This is a genomic window from Cobetia sp. 1CM21F (assembly GCF_023161745.1).
Classification (GTDB): Bacteria; Pseudomonadota; Gammaproteobacteria; order Pseudomonadales; family Halomonadaceae; genus Cobetia; species Cobetia amphilecti.
In genome coordinates this window covers 311399-331607 of the sequence record NZ_JALNTQ010000001.1, presented here as the reverse complement: position 1 = coordinate 331607, position 20209 = coordinate 311399, and the positions used below count along the sequence as shown (strand labels likewise).

The following is a 20209-nucleotide window of genomic DNA, read 5'->3' as shown; positions in this document are numbered from 1 at the left end:
GCCACCTTCGCCACAGGACGCTTGCCATGAACGCCAACCGCGAGACAGACCAGACCCTCCCCGCCGGTTGCGGCGAGATCCGCAAGCTGCTGGTCGCCAACCGGGGTGAGATCGCCGTACGCGTGATGCGCACCGCTCGCGCGATGGGCATCCAGACAGTGGCGGTCTACTCCGATGCCGACGCCGATGCCCTGCATGTGCGCGAGGCCGACGAGGCCGTGCGTCTCGGCCCCGCCAGCGCCCGCGAAAGCTATCTGGATATCAAAAAGGTGATCGCTGCAGCACGCAAAAGCGGTGCCGATGCCGTGCATCCCGGCTATGGCTTCCTGTCCGAGAACGCCGCCTTCGTCAGCGCGCTGGCCGAGGCCGGCATCATCTTCGTCGGCCCGCCCCAGAGCGCGATCGCCGACATGGGCGACAAGTCGGCCGCCAAGATGCGCATGCAGGCGGCCAATGTACCGCTGGTGCCCGGCTACCACGGCGATGATCAGCAGGATGAGCTGTTGCAGGCCGAAGCGGATCGCATGGGCTATCCGGTGCTGATCAAGGCCTGCGCCGGCGGTGGTGGCAAGGGCATGCGCGTGGTCGAGAGCGCACGGGAATTTGCGGCGGCGCTGGCCAGCTGTCGTCGTGAATCCCGCGCCGCCTTCGGCGATGAACGCATGCTGATCGAGAAATACCTGACCCAGCCGCGCCACGTCGAAGTCCAGGTGTTCTGCGACAGCTACGGCAGCGGTGTCTATCTGTTCGAGCGCGATTGCAGTGTCCAGCGTCGCCACCAGAAGGTGCTGGAAGAGGCGCCCGCGCCGGGGCTGACGCCGTCGCTGCGCCGTGAGATGGGCGAGGCCGCCGTGCGGGCAGCGCGCGAGATCGGTTATGTCGGTGCCGGTACCATCGAGTTTCTGCTCGACGCGCCGCAACCGGGCAGCGAAAGCCACGGTGCCTTCTACTTCATGGAGATGAATACCCGCCTGCAGGTCGAGCACCCGGTGACCGAGATGATCACCGGCGAAGACCTCGTCGAATGGCAACTGCGCATCGCGCGGGGTGAACGCCTGCCGCGTCAGCAGGATGAACTGACATTGACCGGTCACAGCTTCGAGGCACGTCTCTACGCCGAAGACCCGGACAACGACTTCCTGCCCGCCACCGGTGTACTGGAACGCTTCCGGCTGGACCTGGCAGGGGGCGGGCTGAGCGCCCGGCAGGTACGCCTGGACAGCGGCGTCGCCGAGGGCGATGAAGTCTCGATGCATTACGACCCGATGCTGGCCAAGCTGATCAGCTACGGCCCGACTCGTGAACAGGCCCTCGAGACGCTGCTGCGCGCGCTGGCAGCGCTGGAAGTGCGCGGCGTCACCACCAACCGCGCCTTCCTGTCCCGCCTGGCGGGCCATGCTGACTTCCGCGCCGCAGAGCTGGATACCCGCTTCATCGAACGCCATCACGACAGCCTGTTCCCCAGCGCGACGCTGGAGCACGACAGCCTGGCGGCCAGTGCCCTGCTGGCGCTCTCGCGCCTGAATGAGCAAGCCAGCCACGCATCACCTTCGCGCTCCACATCACATTCGCGCCAGCCCTGCGCCGGCCCATGGGAGCGCCGCGATGGCTGGCGCAATGGCCTGCCACACCAGGTGCGCCTGGCGCTGTGTCTGCCCGCTGACGCCGATGCCGATGAGCGCAGCGACAAGGTGGCGCATATCATCGCGCGCCGCCCTGTAACGCATGCCTCCCTGGCGAATACGCACACCTCAGGTACGTCATTGGTGAGCGATTCGCACGGCGACTGGCAGATTGAAGTGACCGCTCACTGCGGCGAAGAAAGACAGACTACGAAGCATCTCGGCCGACTCACCCACCTTGAAGGCAACGCCATTGCCGTGACGCTGGATGGCTATCGTCGCCGCTTCCAGGCTAGTCACGCGCCGGCCCGCGGCGGTGAAGTGCTGGTGCTGTCGTCAGCGCAGCACAGCCAGTCCGGCAGCACTCCACAGGGGGAGTCACGCCTGCTGTGGCGACGTGCCGATGCCGTGGACCACGCGCGCCACGAGACCCAGGCGACCCTGAATGCGCCGATGAATGGCACCGTGGTCGCGCAGCTGGTCGCGCCGGGCAGCCATGTCCCGCAGGGCACGCCCCTGATGGTGATGGAGGCGATGAAGATGGAGCACACCCTCAATGCCCCTGCCGATGGTGAGGTCGCCCAGTTCCACTTCTCGGCCGGTGACAGCGTGGTCCAGGGCGATGTGCTGCTCGAATTCACGGCCGCGCAGGTCGAGTCGGACAAGGAGTAGTCAGCATGCACTTTCCCCGCAAGGTACGCATCGTCGAGGTCGGCGCACGCGACGGACTGCAGAACGAGTCGGTGCCCGTCGCGACTGCCACCAAGCTTGAGTTGATCCGGCGTCTGAGCGACAGCGGACTTGCGCATGTCGAGGCTGCCAGCTTCGTCTCGCCCAGATGGGTGCCGCAGATGGCCGATCACCGCGAGATCATGCTGGCGCTGCGCGACAGCTCCGCCAAGTCACCAACTACCAAGTCAACAACCTCAAAGTCAGCGACCACTTACTCCGCTCTCACGCCCAACATGAAGGGGCTTGAGGCGGCGCTTGAGTGTGGTGTGCGCGAAGTGGCCGTATTCGGCTCGGCCAGCGAGTCCTTCTCGCAGCGCAACATCAACTGCTCGATCGCCGAATCGCTTGAGCGCTTTGCGCCAGTGGTGGAACACGCCCTCAAGGCCGGTGTACATGTGCGCGGCTATGTGTCCTGCGTGCTCGGCTGCCCCTATGAAGGCGAGATAGCCCCCGCCGAGGTGGCCGCCGTCGCTCGCGAGCTCAAGGCCATGGGCTGCTACGAGGTGTCGCTGGGCGACACCATCGGCGTCGGTACGCCGCTCAAGGCCAAGCACATGCTGGAGCAGGTCAGTCGCGAGGTGCCGATCGCGCAGCTCGCCGCCCACTTCCACGACACCTACGGCCAGGCACTCGCCAACCTCTACGCCGTGCTGGAAGAAGGCATCGCGGTGATCGACAGTTCGGTGGCGGGTCTGGGCGGCTGCCCCTACGCCAAGGGCGCCTCGGGCAATGTCGCCAGTGAAGACGTGCTCTATCTGCTTGAGGGCATGGGCATCGAGACGGGGGTGGATCTGATGGCGCTGGCGCGCACCGGCGACTGGATCAGCCGCACGCTTGGGCGGCCGAATGGCTCACGCGTCGGTCAGGCGCTGATGGCGAGTTGTTGAGGGTGGGTGGCTCAAGACCAGTAGTTTGAGACGCTGCCAAGCGAGGCCGCAATGGCGCGCGCTGATTGCGACCAAGGGCCGCACTGGATGGTCGCTGTCATGGAATCGGTGTAGGCTTGCCGCCGTTCGCGCACCGCTTGAGCCCGATGCGCGCCTTCCAACACCATGTCTCGGCCTGAATCTTCGCCCGACTTCTTAGCGGGTGAAGCGCGAGACAGCTTTCAGGACACCGTGATGAGCGCCCTCCCGAACTGCCCGGCCTGCAATTCCGAATTCACCTACGACGACGGCATGCAGTACGTCTGCCCTGAATGTGCCCATGAGTGGTCCAAGGAAGCCGCCGTCGAGGAAGCCGGCCCGGTATTCCGCGATGCCAACGGCAACGAGCTGGTCGATGGCGACACCGTCACCGTCATCAAGGACCTGAAGATCAAGGGCACCTCCTCCGTCGTCAAGGTCGGCACCAAGGTCAAGAACATCCGCCTGGTGGATGGCGATCACGACATCGACTGCAAGATCGATGGCGTCGGCCCGATGAAGCTCAAGTCGATCTTCGTCAAGAAAGCCTGATCGATCCGCTCGCCTGACACGACGATGCCCCGCCTGCGCTCTGTGCGCGACGGGGCATCGTCGTTTGCGGACTGTCGTTTTCGGACTATCGTTTCCAGCCCGCCATTTCCGGCTTGCCGAGGCGCCTTGTTCAGTCCGCTTTGGCTAGCCCTGGCCCGCGCCAATACGCTCCAGTCCTCTCAAGCCCGCTCCAGCCCACCACCCCAGCAAGTGCTCACTCACTCCTCAGGCGATGTCTTGTCGAGCGGCGTGACCTTGGACAGGCGTATGCGGCGCTGACCGCCGACCTCGAATTCAAAGCGGCCACTCACCTGGACCTCGCGCCCGATATAGGCACCGATGCGCTCCGGTGGCAGCAGTTCCAGGCGCTGCTGTCCTTCGCCTTCCAGCCAATAGCGGTTGGGCACGTCTTCGCTGCGCACCCTGCCCTGCACGGCCACCTGCTCGCCCTGCCAGGCCTCGGAGTGTTCCAGCAGCGTCGCCACGCTGGTAGGGCGCGGGCCATTGACGCCATCGCATCCCGTAGTGGCCATCAGCATCACCGCCACGGCCACCATCGCCAGCCAGTGTTGCATCCCCTTGTTCATCTTCATTCCTCGCGCGACTGATACTTCATCGGGAGCTACCCGCTCGCTCATTCACTCGCTTGCGGCTTGAGGGGACTCGGGCAACGGCCCGGCAGTCGAGTTCCTCGCCCCTCGCATCGAATGGCGATATCTCGTGGTCACCCAGACGCACCTGACGCCTGACGTGGACTCATGCACAGTCTGACAGCTGCCACGCGAGGCGATAACTCCCTGACCAATAGAATCAGCCATCAGGATCAGCCCTCAACGCAGGCCGTGAGGCGCCGCGCCACCCGCCAACCCCATCACGACTCTGAGGCCTGTCATGCTGAGGCATGGTCGCCGCGCGGTGTCTGCGGGTACCGCCCTTGTCTCGCGCGCCCGCCGCACCTATATCATTGCCCGCAGGGGCACACCGCGCCATCGACGAAGCATGTGTGAAGCGCTTCGTCATATCGCCCTGCCGGCACCTCATCAGGAGAATCACATGAAGACAGCCAAGGTGGCCTATATCACCGGCGGTGCTCAAGGCATCGGCCGCGGCATCAGCGACTACCTGCTCGCCCACGGCTGGCGCGTGGCCGTGGCGGATATCGATGCCGAGGCAGGCCAGCAATATCGAGAGATGAAGAAGCGACAGGCGAGCGGGCTCGCAGAAGAACCTGCAGCGCCGTCGGGGGATCCTGCAGAATGCTCGGGAGCGCCGCCTGGTGAGCAGCCCGCAGAGGACATCGGCGAGCGCCTGCGCGTCTTCACGCTGGATGTGCGTGACGAGAAATCCGTGGCCGCCAGCATCGCGGCTACCTGCGAGGCCTTCGGGCGGCTGGACGCGGTGATCAACAATGCCGCGATCGCCGACCCCTTCCAGGGCAAGCTTGAGGAGCTATCACTCGAGCGCTGGCATCAGGTACTCGACACCAGCCTGACCAGCAGCTTCCTGACCGCCAAGTATGCGGCGCGTCATCTGCGCGAGACTGGCGGCAGTATCGTCAATCTGGCCTCCAGCCGCGCGCTGCAGTCCGAGCCGCACAGCGAAGCCTACGCCGCCAGCAAGGGCGGCATCGTCGCCCTCACCCACGCCATGGCGATGAGCCTGGGGCCGGAGATTCGCGTCAATGCCATCAGCCCGGGCTGGATCGACGTCAGCGCCCTGCAGAAAAGCGGCGAGGCTGAATCGTTGAGTGACGAGGACCATGCCCAGCATCCCGTCGGGCGCGTCGGCCATGTCGATGACATCGCCGCGCTGGTGGCCTTCCTGATCTCGGACAAGGCCGGCTTCATCACCGGCCAGAATCATGTCGTCGATGGCGGCATGACGCGCAAGATGGTTTACGTCGACTGATACGACAACGCCGACCGAGACGACAAGGCCGACTGAGACGACAACGCCTGACGCGATTGCACGTCAGGCGTTGTCAGTTCTTGAGCTGCGTCCGGGTTTCCCTGAACGCTCAACTGCGGACTTGTCTCGCGCGGGCCGTGGTCACACCGCGTGCGGTGCCAGCCACTGCTTGAGCTGACCGGCCTGCATCACGCCTGATTCGCGCGCCAGCTCCTTGCCCTGCTTCATCACCAGCAGCGTCGGTATGCTGCGGATGCCGAAACGACCGGCCAGCGCCTGCTGGGCTTCGGTGTCGATCTTGGCGAAACGTACACGGGTGCCCATCTGCGCCGCGACTTCATTGAAGATCGGCCCCATCATCTTGCACGGGCCACACCAGCTGGCCCAGAAGTCGATGACCACCGGCATTTCACTGCGCACCACCAGAGCCTCGAAGTTGTCGCTGGTCAGTTCCAGCGGCTCCTTGGGCAGTACGGCGGCGCTGCACTTGCCGCAGCTGGGGTTGTCATCCAGACGCGCGGTGGCCACACGATTGAGAGCGAGACATTGCGGACAGGCCAGCACGAGGGATTCAGACATGATCGGACTCCAGAGAAATGGGGATACGGCGCGCCACGTGACGGTCAACCGTCAGGCGCGTACCGATAAGCGCAGATCATACGACTCGTGGGCCAGGAAGCAATTGAGCCACCTTATCGCCCTGATTGGCTGGCTGTATGAGCCCGCCTGATCTGAACGAACTGAACGAACTGAACGCCCCCCCCCTGCCCCAACCTGAAGGGCCCCGCCAGTCACGGCGGGGCCCTTCGCGCTTGAGCACACCCAAGCGTCGCTCAGATGCTGGCCAGCCCGAACTTGATGCACAGCGTCACCAGCACCAGCAGGAAGAGGGTTTCCACCACCATCAGGATCACCGGCTTCCAGCCCACCACCGCCAGCTTCTGGAACGACGTCTTGACGCCCAGCGCGGCAATCGCCGCCACCAGACACCAGCGCGATAGATCAGTGAAGCCTTCCACGGCGACGCTCGGCACCCAGCCGAGGCTGTTGATCAACACCAGTGCCACGAAGGCGATCAGGAAGGTGGGGAACATCGGCACCTTGCCGCCCTCATCGCCATTGGCCTGGCGCGCACTGCGGAACAGCAGCATGAAGACCATCACCGCCGGCACCAGCATCGCCACCCGCAGCAACTTGACGAAGGTCGAGACGTCCCCGGTGTGCTCGGAAATGATATAGCCCGCGCCCACCACCTGAGCCACGTCATGGATGGTGCCGCCGAGGAAGATGCCGGCCTCGGCATCATCCAGCCCCAGCAACCTGACGATCAGCGGATAGGTGATCATCGCCACGGTCGAGAGGGTCGTCACCCCGACCACGGTCATGATGGTGTGACGCTCGCTGGTGGCGTTGCGCGGCATCACCGCCGACAGCGCCAGTGCCGCCGAGGCACCGCAGATGGCCACCGAGCCACCGGTCAATAGCCCCATGTCTCGGTCCAGCCCCATCACGCGGGCCAGCAGCGCGCCGAACAGGATGGTCGCCACCACCCCGAGCACCACCGTGATCACCGGGCCGAGGCCGAGACTCGCGACCTGCTCCAGCGTGATGCGCACGCCCAGCAGGGCCACGCCGAGGCGCAGTACCGTCTTGGAGGCGAACTCGATGCCCGCCTTGCACGGCCCCTCCTCGGAGAGAAAATGCAGCGACATCCCGAACAGCAGCGCATAGAGCAGCGTCGGGCCGCCGTAATGATCAGCGATGAAGGTGGTCGCCAGCGCGATGATGATGCAGATCAACAGGCCCGGCATGATGGTGCGCACGCGCCCTTCCAGGGTCCGCCACAGGCTGGTGGGCGGGGTGGGTGTGTCGTGCAGTGATGAACTGTTGTCAGTGGCCACGCGGATTCCTCTTGAAGACCAGCAAGCGGTGACGGGCAAGCTGCCCCGCCGCGATGTGTCGTTCAGGCACGAAAGCCTGCTAGCTGGCCTGGGCCATGTTCACCTGGGCGGCCTTGATCATGTCGGCGGCCTTCTCGGCGATCATGATGGTCGGCGCATTGGTATTGCCGGACACGATCACCGGCATGATCGAGGCATCCACCACGCGCAAGCCGTGCAGGCCATGGACACGCAGCTCGTCATCCACCACCGCCAGCGCATCGTGACCCATCTTGCAGGTGCCCGCCGGGTGATAGATGGTCTGGCTGAACTGACGCGCGGCTTCCAGCAACTCCTCATCGCTCTGGTAGTGCGCGCCCGGCACGTACTCCTCGCTGATCACCGAGGCCAGCGGCGCTGCCTGGGCGATGCGCCGCGCTACCTTGATGGCATCGACCACCACGCGGCGGTCTTCCTCGGCGCTCAGATAGTTGGGCTGGATGGAAGGATAGATGCTGGCGTCGGCGCTGGTGATGCGCACCTGGCCGCGACTGTGCGGGCGCAGCTGACACACCGAGGACGTGAACGCCGAGAACGGATGCACGCCATCGGCGGGCTTGTCGGCACTCAACGGCTGCATGTGGAACTGGATATCGGGGCGCGTCAGCCCCTCGCGCGACTGGGTAAAGGCGCACACCTGACTGGCTGCCAGCGTCAGCGGGCCGGTACGCGTGAAGAGGTACTGGGTGCCGACCGCCAGCTTCTTGAGCGGATGACGTACCTCGTCATTGAGGGTGCGGCACTGGGTCTTGAACACCAGCCGTACCTGCAGATGGTCCTGCAGGTTTTCCCCGACCCCCGGCAGCGCGTGCAGGCATTCGACGCCGACACTGGCCAGATGCTCGGGCTCACCGATACCGGAGCACTGCAGAATCTGCGGGCTGCCGATGGCGCCGCTGGACAGCAGCACCTCGCGCTCGGCGCGCGCCGTGTGGATCGTGCCCTTCACCTCGTATTCCACTCCCACCGCACGCTTGCCTTCCAGCAACACGCGGCGACAGTGCGCATGCTTGACCAGCGTCAGATTGCTGCGCGTGAGCGCCGGGCGCAGGAAAGCCCTGGCCGTGCTGCAGCGCAGGCCCTTGTAGGTGGTCTGCTGGAAATAGCCGACCCCTTCCTGGCGCTCGCCATTGACGTCCTGGTTGAGCGGAATCCCCGCCTCCACCGCCGCCTCGATGAAGCGCTCGGCGATCTCGCGCTTGAGGCGCAGGTCAGAGACATGCAGCGGCCCATCGGTGCCGTGCCATTGGTTGGCGCCGCGCGCCTGACACTCCGACTTGCGGAAGTACGGCAGCACTGACGCGTAGTCCCAGCCCTGATTGCCCGCGGCCGCCCAGTCATCGTAATCCTCGTGCTGGCCACGGATATACAGCAGCCCATTGAGCGAGCTGGAACCGCCCAGCACCTTGCCCCGCGGCCACTGCAGCCGACGACCATTGATGCCCTTGTCAGGGTCGGTGAGATAGCACCAGTCGGTGGCCGGGTTATGCATCGTCTTGAAGTAGCCCACCGGCACATGAATCCACGGATTCCAGTCCGAGCCGCCGGCCTCCAGCAGCAAGACCTTGATGGAGGGGTCTTCGGTTAGACGATTGGCTAGCACGCAACCGGCTGAACCCGCTCCGATCACGATGTAGTCATAGGCGGCTGATGCGTCGGCATTGGCGTAACGTGTTGTTTTCATTATTTTATATACCATATCGAGACATATTGTCTCATAATCATGGTATCAAAATTGGGATTCGTCAAATACGAAACGTATTGTCTCAATATCTTTGCCAAAGCTGAAAAAGTGCCCTACATTGAGATTTGAAACGCCGGTAACGGTACTTTTCGTCTCGTTATACGACCAACTATGTAAGACGAACTAGCGAGAACGACACAGACCGCCATCAATGGCAGTCACCAGAGAGGCCAGAAGCAGGGCTCATGGGCTCTGAAGACGTGCTTGAGAAGACTCTGAAGAGAATTTGAAGAGACTTTGGAGTGGCTTTGAAGAAATAGCGGATATGTCTGACAAGCGCCCCGACACGCTCTGAAGAGACACTCTCTGAACAGGCACTGCGAAAACGCCTGACAAATAAAGACGGGCAAATCAGGACAACAAATAAGGACGGATAAACAAGCACTTGGCTAAAGAAGTGATCAACGAACGGCTTGCCAGACAAGCAGCGGAAGCAAGCCCCGCACCGCAAGACCCATAACAACGCCAACACAGGGCGAGTGATACGACATCACTTCCCGGCCGCCAGGCCTGCATCCCACCACAAAAGCAAACACAATACCGGGAGCACTACCATGCCATCGCCACTCAGCAAGCTGTCACGCCGTGACTTCCTCGACATCTCGGGTCGCTTCGGTCTGACCTCGACCCTGCTGGCCGCCACCGGCCTCGGCGCAGGTCTCACCGCGTCCACGCTGGCGCGCGCCGCCGACCAGGAGCAGCAGAAACGCTACAAGACAGCGCCCAAGTTCCAGCTGCGCTTCGGTGCCTCGGGCTTCAATGAGCGCAATCTCGATATCCAGAAATCCGGTCAGCTGTTCTTCGCGCGCGACCTGGAAGAGCGCACCAACGGCGCCATCCGCGTCGAGTTCATGGGCAGCAACGAGGTCTGCAACCAGCTGGACTGCGTCGGCAAGACCCAGCAGGGCATCGTCGATATCTACTCGGCCTCCACCCAGAATTCCTCGGGCAGCGCGCCGTATCTGAACGTGCTGGATTTCGCCTACCTGTTCCCCACCGTCGCCTCGATGTTCCACTTCTTCTATCACAAGAAGAGTGAGCAGCTGCTGCGTGAACCGCTGCGCCAGCGCCACAACCTGCAGTTCCTGTTCACCCACTGTGACCTGCGCGGCATCATGCTCGGCCTCAAGTGGCAGGACAAACCGCTGATCACCAGCATCGATGACCTCAAGGGCACCAAGAATCGCGTCACCGGCACCCAGATGGGCCGCATCGCGATGGAGCAGCTGGGCCTGAACCCGGTGCCGGTCGCCTGGGAAGAGACCCTCGATGGCCTGCGTCAGGGCCTGCTGGATGGCGCCGAGACCTGGATGAGCGCCGTGGCCTACGCCGGCATGGCACCGGTGGTGTCGCAGGCGGTCGACCTGCGCTTCTTCGCCGGCACCGAGCACACCGGCATGAGCCTGCCCAAGTTCGACAGCCTCGGTTCCGAGCTGCAGGACCAGGTGATGGAGTCCGCCTACTGCGCGCAGATCTTCACCCAGGGCATGAACGAGGCCGGGCGCTTCGAGATCGTCGGAGCCACCGAGCACCCCGCCGCCGGCACCGTCTTCGCCGAGAACAACGTGCGCGTGGCGCCGCTGTCGGACGCCGAACGCTCACGCGCCGAGCAGATGTGCTCGCCGGAATTCAATCCCGAGCCGTGGGAGCAGTGGCGTGAACGCCTCAACAAGTGGTCCGGCGGTCTCGATATCTATCAGGAAATCCATGATGTCGCGCGCGAGATTCCGCGTGATGTCGCCGCCGTCAACGTCAAGCCGCAGCGCTGGTGGAGGGGGTAATGGGCGATACCACCATCTTCAGCCAACCGACCAAGAAACCTGCCCTCAAGAAGGCCGCGCCCTGGGCGCGTCCCTTCCTGTGGCTGGACGCCCATCTGGAACAGGTCGTCATCCTGATCGCCTATTCCGGCATGGCCGGCATCATCTTCGTCGAAGTCATCCGGCGCTTCTTCTTCGGCCTGCAGGCCCCCTGGAGCACCAGCATTCCCGTGCTGCTGTTTCTGTGGCTGACCTGGTTCGGCGCCTCGCTCAACGTCAAGAAGCGCACCCACCTGAGCCTCAACGAGATACGCATGAAGCTGCCGCGCGGCGGCCAGTTCGCCTGCCTGATCCTCGATGCCGTGCTGTGGATCGGCTTCGGGCTGATGGTGATCTACTTCACCACCACCCAGGTGACGCTGGCCTATGACAACTACGCCATCGTGCCGGGCACCGACAATGTCATGCAGTGGTGGTTCTACCTCGCCACGCCGCTGGCGTGGGTGATGATCATCTATCGCGTACTGCAGAACCTCTACGCCGACTGGGCGCGCTATCGCCGCGGCGATTCCTTCAACCTGCAACCGTCCATCATGGACTGAGGAGGTCAGCATGACAGACGGTATCTGGATCTCCCTGATCACGGCGGGCGTGACCGCCTTCTTCCTGCTCGGCGTGCCCATCTTCCTCGTCATCGGCCTGTGGGTGGTCGGCACCAGTCTGGTGATCGACTTCACGCTGGCCAATGTCGGCGTCACCCTCTTCCAGGGGCTGAGCTTCTTCGGCCTGCTGGCGTTGCCACTGTTCATCCTCACGGGGGACCTGATCAACGCGGCGGGCATCGCCAAGCGACTCTCCGACTTCGCCTACTCGACGCTGAGCTGGATGCGCGGCGGGATGGGCATGTCGACCCTCGGCGCCTGTGGGCTGTTCGCGGCGATTTCCGGCTCCAACGCCGGCACCACCGCCACCATCGGTTCGATCATGCAGCCCGAGATGGTCAAGAACGGCTATGACGAACGCTTCGCCGCCGCCACGGCGGCCTCCGGCGGCACCGTGGGCATCATCATTCCGCCCAGCATCATCTTCATCGTCTACGGCTTCATGATGAACCTGTCGATCAGTGACCTGTTCATCGCCGGCATGGTGCCGGGCGCCCTGATGGTGGTCGCGATGATGGGCGCCTGCTATCTGGTGGCGCGCAAGAATGGCTGGGGCCAGTTGCAGCCCTTCAAGGCCGGGGTCAGTGCCAGGCTGGCGCGCAAGGCCTATCTGGGCTTCGCGACCATCGGCGTGGTGGTCTACGGCATCTACTCGGGCAAGTTCTCGCCGACCGAAGCCGCCGCCATCACCGTGGGCTTCACCATGATCGCGGGGCTGTTGATCACCCGCGAGATCAGCCTCAGGAAGCTGCCGACCATCATGCTGCGCTCAGGCCAGATCGCCGGCATGCTGGCGCCGCTGATCGCCATCTCGGTGGTCATGCAGCAGCTGCTGTCGGTGCTGGGTGCCGGTCAGGCGCTGAGCGAGATGCTCAGCGGCATCGACAACTACTACCTGACGCTGGGCACCTGCATGCTGATCATCCTGCTGGCGGGCATGATTCTGGAAAGCCTGCCGGTGACGATCATCCTGGCGCCGATTCTCGCGCCCATCGCCCAGCAGGCCGGGGTCGATCCGATCCACTTCTCGGTCATCTTCCTGGTCGGTGCCGCCATCGGCTTCGTCACGCCACCCTTCGGGCTCAACCTGTACGTGGCCAGCAGCATCACCGGCATTTCCTACGTCAGACTGGTCAAGTACGTGATTCCCTACTTCATCGCGCTGATCGCCTGCTGGCTGGCCATCTGCCTGGTGCCTTCCCTTTCCCTGTTCCTGGTAAACCTGTAACACTAGCCTCATCGACAGCCCCGCGAGGGGCTGTCTTCGTCTCATCAGGGCAGCCTTCGCCAAGGGGTCCGCTGCCGTGATGAATCGATGCACTGACGCCTTGCCACCCTGCCCCTGTCGGCCCCGGTCACCCCGAGTGACATGCGCCCGACAGCAGGATGAGGACACTAGATGAGCAAAGACACGCCCACCAATTCGACGCTCTTTCGCGCACTCGGCCTGCTGGAAGAAATCGTCACCACCCAGCACGCCGTCAGCGCCGCCGACCTCGAGAAGCGCTTCGACATCCCCAAGCCGACCGTCCATCGCCTGCTCAAGCAGCTGGAAGAACAGCAGCTGATCAGCCGTGATCTGGATGGCCGTCACCTGCTGCCCGGCCCGCGCTTTCGGCGCATGTCGCTGGGCGCACTGGCCAATGAAGGCCTCAAGGTGCCGCGCCGTGTCCTGCTGGAACGGCTGGCGAAGGAAGTCGGCGAGACCTGCAACCTGACGCTGCTCGATGGCCACGAGGTGATGTATTACGACCGCGTGGAAACCAACTGGCCGGTGCGCATCCAGCTGGCGCCCGGTTCACGCCTGCCGCTGCACTGCACCGCGAGCGGCAAGCTGTTTCTGGCGCTGATGCCGCTGCATCGCCGCCGCGCCCTGCTCGCAAATCTGGCGCTGGAGGCGCACACGCCCTGCACCCTGACCTCGCGGGCCACGCTGGAAGAGGCGCTCGACACCGTGGCGCGCAATCAGTTGAGCACCGATGATGAGGAGTTCATCCAGGGCATGGTCGCCATCGCGGTGCCGGTCTTCGATGAGGTCGGCCAGATCCAGGCGACATTGGCGATCCACGCGCCGCGCCTGCGCCACTCCATCGACTCCCTGCTGGAGTGGGCGCCGCTGATGCGTCAGATCGCCACTGAGCTGGAAGGCACGCTCTGAGGCGCGCGCCTTGAGCACACATGACGCATGAGGCGCTCCCGTCCAGCCCCGAGTGACACCTGAGCCACGCTGACGATGGGCCACGCTGACGATGGGCCATGAACCAAAACGCTCGCCCCCGCAGACAGTCACTGTCCTGTGGGGGCGAGCGTTTTTCATCTGCCAACTTGCTGAGTACCGCTTTTCCTCAAGCGTCTCTCTCCTGAGGCTCAGGGCGTCGGTACCACCACCACCGGAATGCTGGCGCGCTTGATCACCCCCTTGGTGACCTTGCCCGCATAGGAGGCCACGAAGCCGCGCTTGTTGGTGGCCATGATGATCATGTCGCAGTCATGGCGCGTGGCGTAGCGGATGATCTCCGAGGCCGGATAGCCCTCCACCACATTCAGTCCGGCGATCACCGGGCGCGGGTCGCCGTCGTCATGGGTGCTCCAGAAGTCCTCCAGCATCTTTTCCAGGCTCTCCTTGGCCTGATCGAGCCGCTGCTGCATCAGGCCCTCCAGCGTCGGCTTGTGGCGAATATTGACCTTGAGGGTGTTCATCACGTCATCCGACAATGACTTGACGGTATGCAGCACATGCAACTCGGCGCCGGTCGCTCCCGCCAACCACACCGAGCGCGCCAGTACCCGCTCACAGTCTCCGCGCAGGCCTACACAACACAGAATTCGTTTGACTGCCGGCATCGTCCTTCTCCTCGTTCATTGCAGGGCTAGCGTTCAGATGGCGCTTCAGTACCCCATCACCCTGGGTAGCCACAGCGAGATTTCAGGCACATAGGCGATCAGGAAGATGGCCGCCACCGAGCCCGCCGCGAACGGCAATGCCTTCAGGGAAATCTCCTCGATGGAGGCCCCGCCTATTCCCGAGGCCACGAAGAGGTTCTCCCCCAATGGCGGCGTCTGGAAGCCGATGGCCAACGCACAGACCACCACGATGCCGACGTGCACCGGGTCCATCCCCAGCATGTACATGATCGGCAGCAGCACCGGGGTGAGAATCATGATCGCGGCCAGCGTCTCCATGAACATGCCGACGAACAGCAGGAAGAAGATGATCATCGCCCAGATCAGGTAGAGGTTGTCGGTCATCGCCAGCATGCCTTCGGCGATATGCGCCGGCACGCGTTGCTCGACCAGCAACCGCCCGAAGACCGTCGCCGTGAACAGGATCAGCAGCACGCGACCGGTGATCCAGGTGGTGGTCTCCAGGGTGCGCAGCGTCGGCTTCCACTTGAGTTCCTTGTGCAGGAAGATGCCGACGATCAGGGTGTAGACGATGGCGACGATGGCGGATTCGGTCGGCGTGAAGAGGCCGCTGTAGATGCCGCCCAGGATGATGAAGGGCGCCAGCATCGACCAGACGCCCTTCTTCAAGGTGGCGCGGATGTGCGGCCACGACCAGCTGTTGGTCAGCCCGCGATAGCCGCGTTTCTTCGAGATCACGTAGTTGATCATCAGCAGGAAGCCGGCGATCACCACGCCGGGCATGACGCCGGCGATGAACAGCTTCGGGATCGACAGTGTCTGGAAATCACCGTGCATGGCCACCGCTTCGGGCGGCGGCTGCAGGCCCATGCCGGAAATCCCGAAGATCACCATCGGGATCGACGGCGGAATCACCACCCCCAGCCCCCCGGAAGAGGCCGTGATCGCCGAGGCATAGCCACGGTCGTAGCCGCGCTTGGCCATCGCCGGAATCATCAGCATGCCGACCGCCGCCGTGGTGGCCGGACCCGAACCGGAAATCGCGCCGAAGAACATGCAGGCAAATACCGTGGCAGCGGCAAGTCCGCCCGTCACCGGCCCGGCGAAGGCCTCGGCGATATCGACCAGCCGTCGCGAGATGCCGGCGGCCTCCATCAGCGCCCCGGCCAGAATGAAGGCCGGCAAGGCCATCAGCGGGAAGGAACCCACCGAGGTAAAGGCGATCTGCACGAACGCCATCGGATTTTCATCGATGCTCAGGTAGGTCGCCAGCGCCGCGACACCCAGCGAGACGGTGATCGGTGCGCCCAGTACCAGCAGCAGGAAGAAGACGCCAAACAGGATGTAGATGATGGTGGAATCGATCATGACTTGCCGCCCTCCTGTCTGTCACTGGGCTGTCCATCACTGGCCTGTGCGTCGCTGGCCTGTGGATCAGTGGCCTGGCCGTCACCGCCCTGCTTCAATTCCTCCATTGCCTGGGAATCCGGGTCCACGATGTCTTCCTTGCGCACGAACTTGAGATAATTGGTCTGGATGATGCGCACCGTCATGGCGGTAAAGGCCAGCGGCAGAATCAGATAGAAGTACTTCATCGGCACACCCAGCGTCTGTGACTTCCAGAACAGATTCATCTTGTTGAACACGAAGTCGTAGCTGTAATAGATGAACACCGCATTGAAGGCGATCCAGATGATATCGGTCAGCACACCGCAGAGGGTTTCCACCCAACGCGGCAGGAATCGAAACTGGAAGGTCACGCGGTTATGCGCCGACATGCGTGTGGCGTAGACAGCGCCCAGATAGGCAAACCACACGAAGGCATAGGTCGCCAACTCGTCTCCCCAGGGAATCGAGTAGCTGAAAAGGTTACGCAGCATGATCTGCGTGAAGAGAATGATGACGAACACCACCAGCAGGAACTGGCAGAGATAGTTCTCGATATTATCCAGAAACTTCAACAATACCCGCATGGATACACATCCCCCGACATCGCCAGCGATGACCACTTGACGCCACGCTTCCCCTGCCAGCGATCACATGTCGACGACATGCTCTTGGCATGCTCATGACAGGTGCCGGCAGGCAGGGGAATCCGGGCGGGCCTTGAAAGCCTCAGCCGTTCAGCGAATCATCAGGGCGCGGTGGACGGATCACGTCCGAGGGTCTCGAGCACCTCGACCAGCTTGTCGCGGCCGCCGATGCTGTCATAGAAGTCCGGCCAGATGCTGGAGGCCTTGGCGATCCATTCCTGCTCGTCATTGGCGGGCTGGGTGATGGTCATGCCGTGCTCTTCCACCAGTGATTTCTTGATGGAATCCTCGGTGGCCAGCAGGTAGTCATAGCTGTGCGACGTCGCCTCTTCACCGGCCGCCAGCACCAGTTGCTGGTTCTCTTCGCTGAGGCTCTGGAAGGTGCCTTCGCCCATGATCAGCGGTTCCATCGAGAACACGTAACAGCTGTCGGTGACGTGGTTCTGCACCTCATAGAACTTCATGGCATCGATGGTGATGTAGGGATTGTCCTGACCATCGACGACACCCTGTTGCAGGGCAGTGAAGGTCTCGGACCACGCCAGCGGGTTGGGGTTGACGCCCCAGGACTGGTAGGAGGAGATCATGATCTCGTTCTTGGGCACGCGAATGACCATGCCTTCCAGGTCTTCCGGTGAGGCGACCGCCTGCTTGGAATTGGTCAGACGACGACAGCCGGAATAGGCCCAGCCCAGAATGCGAATACCGGAATCGCGCAGGGTGTTCTCGCGCAGCTCATCGCCGATCTTGCCTTGCGTCAGCGCCTTGGCATCGTCCGGGCCGTGAATGACATACGGCAGGGTCAGCACGCCGACGGTCGGCGAGAATGGCGTCAGGTTGTTGATCGCCACCACGGACAGGTCAACGAGCCCCATGCTGGCGTTGTTGACGGTATCCTGCTCGCTGCCCAGCTGGCCGTTGGGGAACAGGTCCACCTTGATGTCGCCGCCGGATTTCTCTTCCACCAGGCTTGCGAAGGTCTTGCCCAGTTCATACTGGGTGCCGCCGGCCGCATCGCCGAGGGCCATCTTCCAGGTCGCGGCATTGGCGCCGGCGGCCATGCTCAGGCTCGCGGCAGTCACCGCGATGGCCAGCGTGGACTTGAAGGCACTGGTGCGAGATACGCCAGTGCGAGTCAGCAAGCGGAGGTCTGAAAGGGTCTGTGTCGAGTCGATCATCTTGTCTGTCCCGTCGTTATTGTTGTTGCGGGCTCCTGACGGCTGCGCGTGATAGCGAGCGGGGTACTGCACTTCATATCGTCAATGACTTCGCGTCTGCACCACTATCCTGCAGCGCCTCATGTCATTCACGTTTGCCATCACCTGCTCATCTACAGCCCCAGGAAAGGGAGTGTGAAGTCGCGTCGTGCTTGAACTGTGCTTTCGTTGTACCTGCCAGATCACTTTCTCCCCGTGCGCCATTCCTCGATAGAACCAGTCCGTCGGCATCGATGGGGCCAGTCCCGACTGGCTATTGCTCTCCCGACGGGGGTCTGCCTCAATGAAGCCGTACCGGTGGCTGCCACCTCAGGGCAGGCAGCGCCCCGCGCGCCACTCACTGACGGCGCACCGCGGGGCAATCAGGTACAGAAAATGCATATAAAACGGGCACTTCCGCTGGAAAGTCCTCGTGACGACACGCTCGCGAAAACAATAGAGAACACGCATGAGCCACCCGCTGTTTCACCTCGATTCCTCGCGCAAGGAAAGCCTGCAATTCCAGATTCGCGAGCAGATTTCCCAGGCGATTCTCGAAGGCCATCTGCCACGTGATGTCGCGCTGCCCTCCAGTCGCAAGCTGGCCCGCGAGCTGAATGTCGCGCGCAATACCGTGATGCTGGCCTATGAGCAGCTGCTGGAAGACGGCTTTCTGATCGCCCGCGAGCGCAGCGGTTACTTCATCAATCCCGAGATTCTCAAGGGCCGCGCCGACACGCCGGTGCGCCTCAATGACATCGAGGCCGACAGCCTCGACTGGGATGAGCGGCTGGCCTTCAAGCCCTCTGTGCAGCGCGCCATCGAGAAGCCCGGCGACTGGCACCAGTACGACTACCCCTTTCTCTATGGCCAGCTGGACCCGGAATTCTTCCCCACCCAGCACTGGCGCGAATGCAGCCGCGACTCGATGAGCGTGCCGTCAATTCGCAGCTGGTCGGTGGACCATCTCAACAATGACGACCCGCTGCTGATCGAGCAGATCCACCAGCGGTTGCTGCCCCGTCGCGGCGTCTGGGCAAGCCCGGAGGAAATCCTGATCACGGTGGGCACGCAGCAGGCGCTGTGGATCAGCTGCATGCTGCTGCTCAAGCAGGGCCAGCGCTTCGCGATGGAGAACCCCGGCTACGTCGACATGTACAACATCGCCAGCACCTTCACCGATGACATCCAGCTGCTGCCCATCGACGACAAGGGCATGCAGCCGCTGGAATCGCTCAAGGACTGTCGCCTGGTATATGTCACGCCCAGCCACCAGTCGCCGACGACCATCACCCTGCCGCTGGAGCGCCGCCGCCAGCTGCTGGACATGGCCGAGACCGGCAACTTCCTGATCATCGAGGACGACTACGAGAGCGAGAGCAACTACGCCGACAACCCGACACCCGCGCTCAAGAGCCTCGACCGCCACAAGCGCGTCATCTATGTCGGCAGCCTCTCCAAGACCCTCGCCCCCGGTCTGCGTCTGGGCTACATGGTGGCGCACCCGACCCTGATTCGAGAGGCCCGCGCCCTGCGCCGCCTGATGCTGCGCCATCCGCCGACCAACAATCAGCGTGCGGTGGGGCTGTTCATCGCGCGCGGCTATCACGACAGCCTGATCAATCAGATGCACCAGGTGATGCAGCGGCGCTTCCTGCTGATGCGTGACGCCATCCAGCGCCATCTGCCGATGATGAGCACGCCGGCCACCTACGGCGGCTCCTGCTTCTGGATGCACGGCCCGAAGAGCCTGAATGCCCACCGCCTGGCCGCCCTCGCCCGCGAGCAGAGCATCCTGATCGAGGTCGGTGACCTGCACTTCTTCTGTGATCGCGACAGCCACCGCCACTACTTCCGGCTTGGCTTCTCGGCGATTCCGGAATCACGCATCGAGGCCGGCATCCTCAAGCTGGCCGCGCTGGTGCCGCTGGCGATGGAGGAGGCGCCGTCAGTTGCGGGCGCAGAGACCGAAGCACCGGAGACGGACGCACCAGAGACAGACGCAACGAAGACGGACGCACCGGAAACACAAGCACAGCCGTTACCCCCTCAGCCCGCCCTGCCCACTCCCCACGGCGCATCACGTCGGCAGCGCGCCAGCTAGCCTGATCCTTGCGAGGAGGTGAGAGGCGAGGAGAAAGGCAAGGAGAAAAAAGGCGAGGCGAGCCGCCGTATCGGCCATGGCTGAGGCAAACCCTGCCCCCTCCCAAGCAACGACAACCCACAATGATTATCTTCTGGATAACAAAGATGCTCCCGAACTGATCATTAAATCGATCAATGCGGGAGC

At 63.2% G+C, this 20209-nt stretch carries 17 protein-coding genes; 9 read left to right on the top strand and 8 right to left on the bottom strand.

Annotated features, from left to right (window positions below):
• Positions 1-26: 26 nt before the first annotated feature.
• From MSG32_RS01355 to MSG32_RS01345, 3 genes are all read left to right on the top strand, one after another.
• Positions 27-2294 (top strand): acetyl/propionyl/methylcrotonyl-CoA carboxylase subunit alpha, encoded by a 2268-nt coding sequence (locus MSG32_RS01355; protein ID WP_248377132.1) that lies wholly within the window; start codon positions 27-29, stop codon positions 2292-2294.
• A gap of 5 nt (positions 2295-2299) precedes the next feature.
• Complete coding sequence (locus MSG32_RS01350) at positions 2300-3241, top strand: hydroxymethylglutaryl-CoA lyase (protein WP_248377130.1); 942 nt, start codon at positions 2300-2302, stop codon at positions 3239-3241.
• Positions 3242-3475: 234 nt separating this feature from the next.
• The gene (locus MSG32_RS01345) at positions 3476-3811 is read left to right on the top strand and encodes a zinc ribbon domain-containing protein YjdM (RefSeq protein WP_043331342.1); all 336 of its coding nucleotides are present in this window, start codon (positions 3476-3478) and stop codon (positions 3809-3811) included.
• 218 nt (positions 3812-4029) lie between these two features.
• Here the strand turns inward: MSG32_RS01345 and MSG32_RS01340 are convergent, their stop codons facing one another.
• A complete protein-coding gene (locus MSG32_RS01340) occupies positions 4030-4398 on the bottom strand; it encodes a hypothetical protein (protein ID WP_043331343.1) in 369 nt (122 codons plus the stop codon).
• 466 nt (positions 4399-4864) lie between these two features.
• On the opposite strand from MSG32_RS01340, the gene MSG32_RS01335 reads away from it, so the two are divergent.
• Positions 4865-5719 carry an SDR family oxidoreductase gene (locus tag MSG32_RS01335; RefSeq protein ID WP_248377128.1) on the top strand — a complete coding sequence of 285 codons (855 nt, stop codon included), beginning with the start codon at positions 4865-4867 and terminating at the stop codon, positions 5717-5719.
• A gap of 141 nt (positions 5720-5860) precedes the next feature.
• Here the strand turns inward: MSG32_RS01335 and trxC are convergent, their stop codons facing one another.
• The 3 genes from trxC to MSG32_RS01320 form a co-directional block, all read right to left on the bottom strand.
• A complete protein-coding gene (trxC, locus tag MSG32_RS01330; RefSeq protein WP_043331344.1) occupies positions 5861-6298 on the bottom strand; it encodes a thioredoxin TrxC in 438 nt (145 codons plus the stop codon).
• 254 nt (positions 6299-6552) lie between these two features.
• Positions 6553-7620: a YeiH family protein gene (locus tag MSG32_RS01325; RefSeq protein ID WP_225347067.1), complete on the bottom strand. Its 1068-nt coding sequence runs from the start codon at positions 7618-7620 to the stop codon at positions 6553-6555.
• Between the two features lie 79 nt (positions 7621-7699).
• Complete coding sequence (locus tag MSG32_RS01320; RefSeq protein ID WP_153636308.1) at positions 7700-9343, bottom strand: choline dehydrogenase; 1644 nt, start codon at positions 9341-9343, stop codon at positions 7700-7702.
• Positions 9344-9957: 614 nt separating this feature from the next.
• Here MSG32_RS01320 and MSG32_RS01315 point away from each other — a divergent pair.
• From MSG32_RS01315 to MSG32_RS01300, 4 genes are all read left to right on the top strand, one after another.
• Positions 9958-11184, top strand: coding sequence for a TRAP transporter substrate-binding protein (locus MSG32_RS01315; protein ID WP_248377126.1), 1227 nt, complete (start codon positions 9958-9960; stop codon positions 11182-11184).
• Complete coding sequence (locus tag MSG32_RS01310; protein WP_082388272.1) at positions 11184-11765, top strand: TRAP transporter small permease; 582 nt, start codon at positions 11184-11186, stop codon at positions 11763-11765. Before MSG32_RS01315 ends, MSG32_RS01310 begins: the two co-directional genes overlap by 1 nt.
• 10 nt (positions 11766-11775) lie before the next feature.
• Positions 11776-13053, top strand: a complete 1278-nt coding sequence (locus tag MSG32_RS01305) for a TRAP transporter large permease (RefSeq protein WP_054555518.1) — start codon at positions 11776-11778, stop codon at positions 13051-13053.
• 171 nt (positions 13054-13224) lie between these two features.
• The gene (locus tag MSG32_RS01300; protein WP_225347069.1) at positions 13225-13983 is read left to right on the top strand and encodes an IclR family transcriptional regulator; all 759 of its coding nucleotides are present in this window, start codon (positions 13225-13227) and stop codon (positions 13981-13983) included.
• A gap of 209 nt (positions 13984-14192) precedes the next feature.
• Here MSG32_RS01300 and MSG32_RS01295 read toward each other — a convergent pair whose 3' ends face one another.
• From MSG32_RS01295 to MSG32_RS01280, 4 genes are all read right to left on the bottom strand, one after another.
• Complete coding sequence (locus tag MSG32_RS01295) at positions 14193-14669, bottom strand: universal stress protein (RefSeq protein WP_216059931.1); 477 nt, start codon at positions 14667-14669, stop codon at positions 14193-14195.
• A gap of 45 nt (positions 14670-14714) precedes the next feature.
• The gene (locus MSG32_RS01290) at positions 14715-16058 is read right to left on the bottom strand and encodes a TRAP transporter large permease (protein ID WP_197738683.1); all 1344 of its coding nucleotides are present in this window, start codon (positions 16056-16058) and stop codon (positions 14715-14717) included.
• Complete coding sequence (locus MSG32_RS01285; protein ID WP_248377124.1) at positions 16055-16663, bottom strand: TRAP transporter small permease; 609 nt, start codon at positions 16661-16663, stop codon at positions 16055-16057. Before MSG32_RS01285 ends, MSG32_RS01290 begins: the two co-directional genes overlap by 4 nt.
• A gap of 161 nt (positions 16664-16824) precedes the next feature.
• A complete protein-coding gene (locus tag MSG32_RS01280; protein ID WP_248377122.1) occupies positions 16825-17901 on the bottom strand; it encodes a TRAP transporter substrate-binding protein in 1077 nt (358 codons plus the stop codon).
• 487 nt (positions 17902-18388) lie between these two features.
• Here MSG32_RS01280 and MSG32_RS01275 point away from each other — a divergent pair, with 487 nt between their 5' ends.
• Positions 18389-20023 (top strand): PLP-dependent aminotransferase family protein, encoded by a 1635-nt coding sequence (locus MSG32_RS01275; RefSeq protein WP_248377121.1) that lies wholly within the window; start codon positions 18389-18391, stop codon positions 20021-20023.
• Positions 20024-20209 lie beyond the last annotated feature (186 nt).

Bases quoted from the DNA above. Each gene is read 5' to 3' on its own strand.
- MSG32_RS01355 (WP_248377132.1), top strand. From the start codon at position 27: ATGAACGCCAACCGCGAGACAGACCAGACCCTCCCCGCCGGTTGCGGC.
- MSG32_RS01335 (WP_248377128.1), top strand. From the start codon at position 4,865: ATGAAGACAGCCAAGGTGGCCTATATCACCGGCGGTGCTCAAGGCATC.
- trxC (WP_043331344.1), bottom strand. From the start codon at position 6,298: ATGTCTGAATCCCTCGTGCTGGCCTGTCCGCAATGTCTCGCTCTCAAT.
- MSG32_RS01300 (WP_225347069.1), top strand. From the start codon at position 13,225: ATGAGCAAAGACACGCCCACCAATTCGACGCTCTTTCGCGCACTCGGC.
- MSG32_RS01315 (WP_248377126.1), top strand. From the start codon at position 9,958: ATGCCATCGCCACTCAGCAAGCTGTCACGCCGTGACTTCCTCGACATC.
- MSG32_RS01295 (WP_216059931.1), bottom strand. From the start codon at position 14,669: ATGCCGGCAGTCAAACGAATTCTGTGTTGTGTAGGCCTGCGCGGAGAC.
- MSG32_RS01285 (WP_248377124.1), bottom strand. From the start codon at position 16,663: ATGCGGGTATTGTTGAAGTTTCTGGATAATATCGAGAACTATCTCTGC.
- MSG32_RS01280 (WP_248377122.1), bottom strand. From the start codon at position 17,901: ATGATCGACTCGACACAGACCCTTTCAGACCTCCGCTTGCTGACTCGC.
- MSG32_RS01345 (WP_043331342.1), top strand. From the start codon at position 3,476: ATGAGCGCCCTCCCGAACTGCCCGGCCTGCAATTCCGAATTCACCTAC.
- MSG32_RS01310 (WP_082388272.1), top strand. From the start codon at position 11,184: ATGGGCGATACCACCATCTTCAGCCAACCGACCAAGAAACCTGCCCTC.
- MSG32_RS01305 (WP_054555518.1), top strand. From the start codon at position 11,776: ATGACAGACGGTATCTGGATCTCCCTGATCACGGCGGGCGTGACCGCC.
- MSG32_RS01350 (WP_248377130.1), top strand. From the start codon at position 2,300: ATGCACTTTCCCCGCAAGGTACGCATCGTCGAGGTCGGCGCACGCGAC.
- MSG32_RS01340 (WP_043331343.1), bottom strand. From the start codon at position 4,398: ATGAACAAGGGGATGCAACACTGGCTGGCGATGGTGGCCGTGGCGGTG.
- MSG32_RS01275 (WP_248377121.1), top strand. From the start codon at position 18,389: ATGAGCCACCCGCTGTTTCACCTCGATTCCTCGCGCAAGGAAAGCCTG.
- MSG32_RS01290 (WP_197738683.1), bottom strand. From the start codon at position 16,058: ATGATCGATTCCACCATCATCTACATCCTGTTTGGCGTCTTCTTCCTG.
- MSG32_RS01320 (WP_153636308.1), bottom strand. From the start codon at position 9,343: ATGAAAACAACACGTTACGCCAATGCCGACGCATCAGCCGCCTATGAC.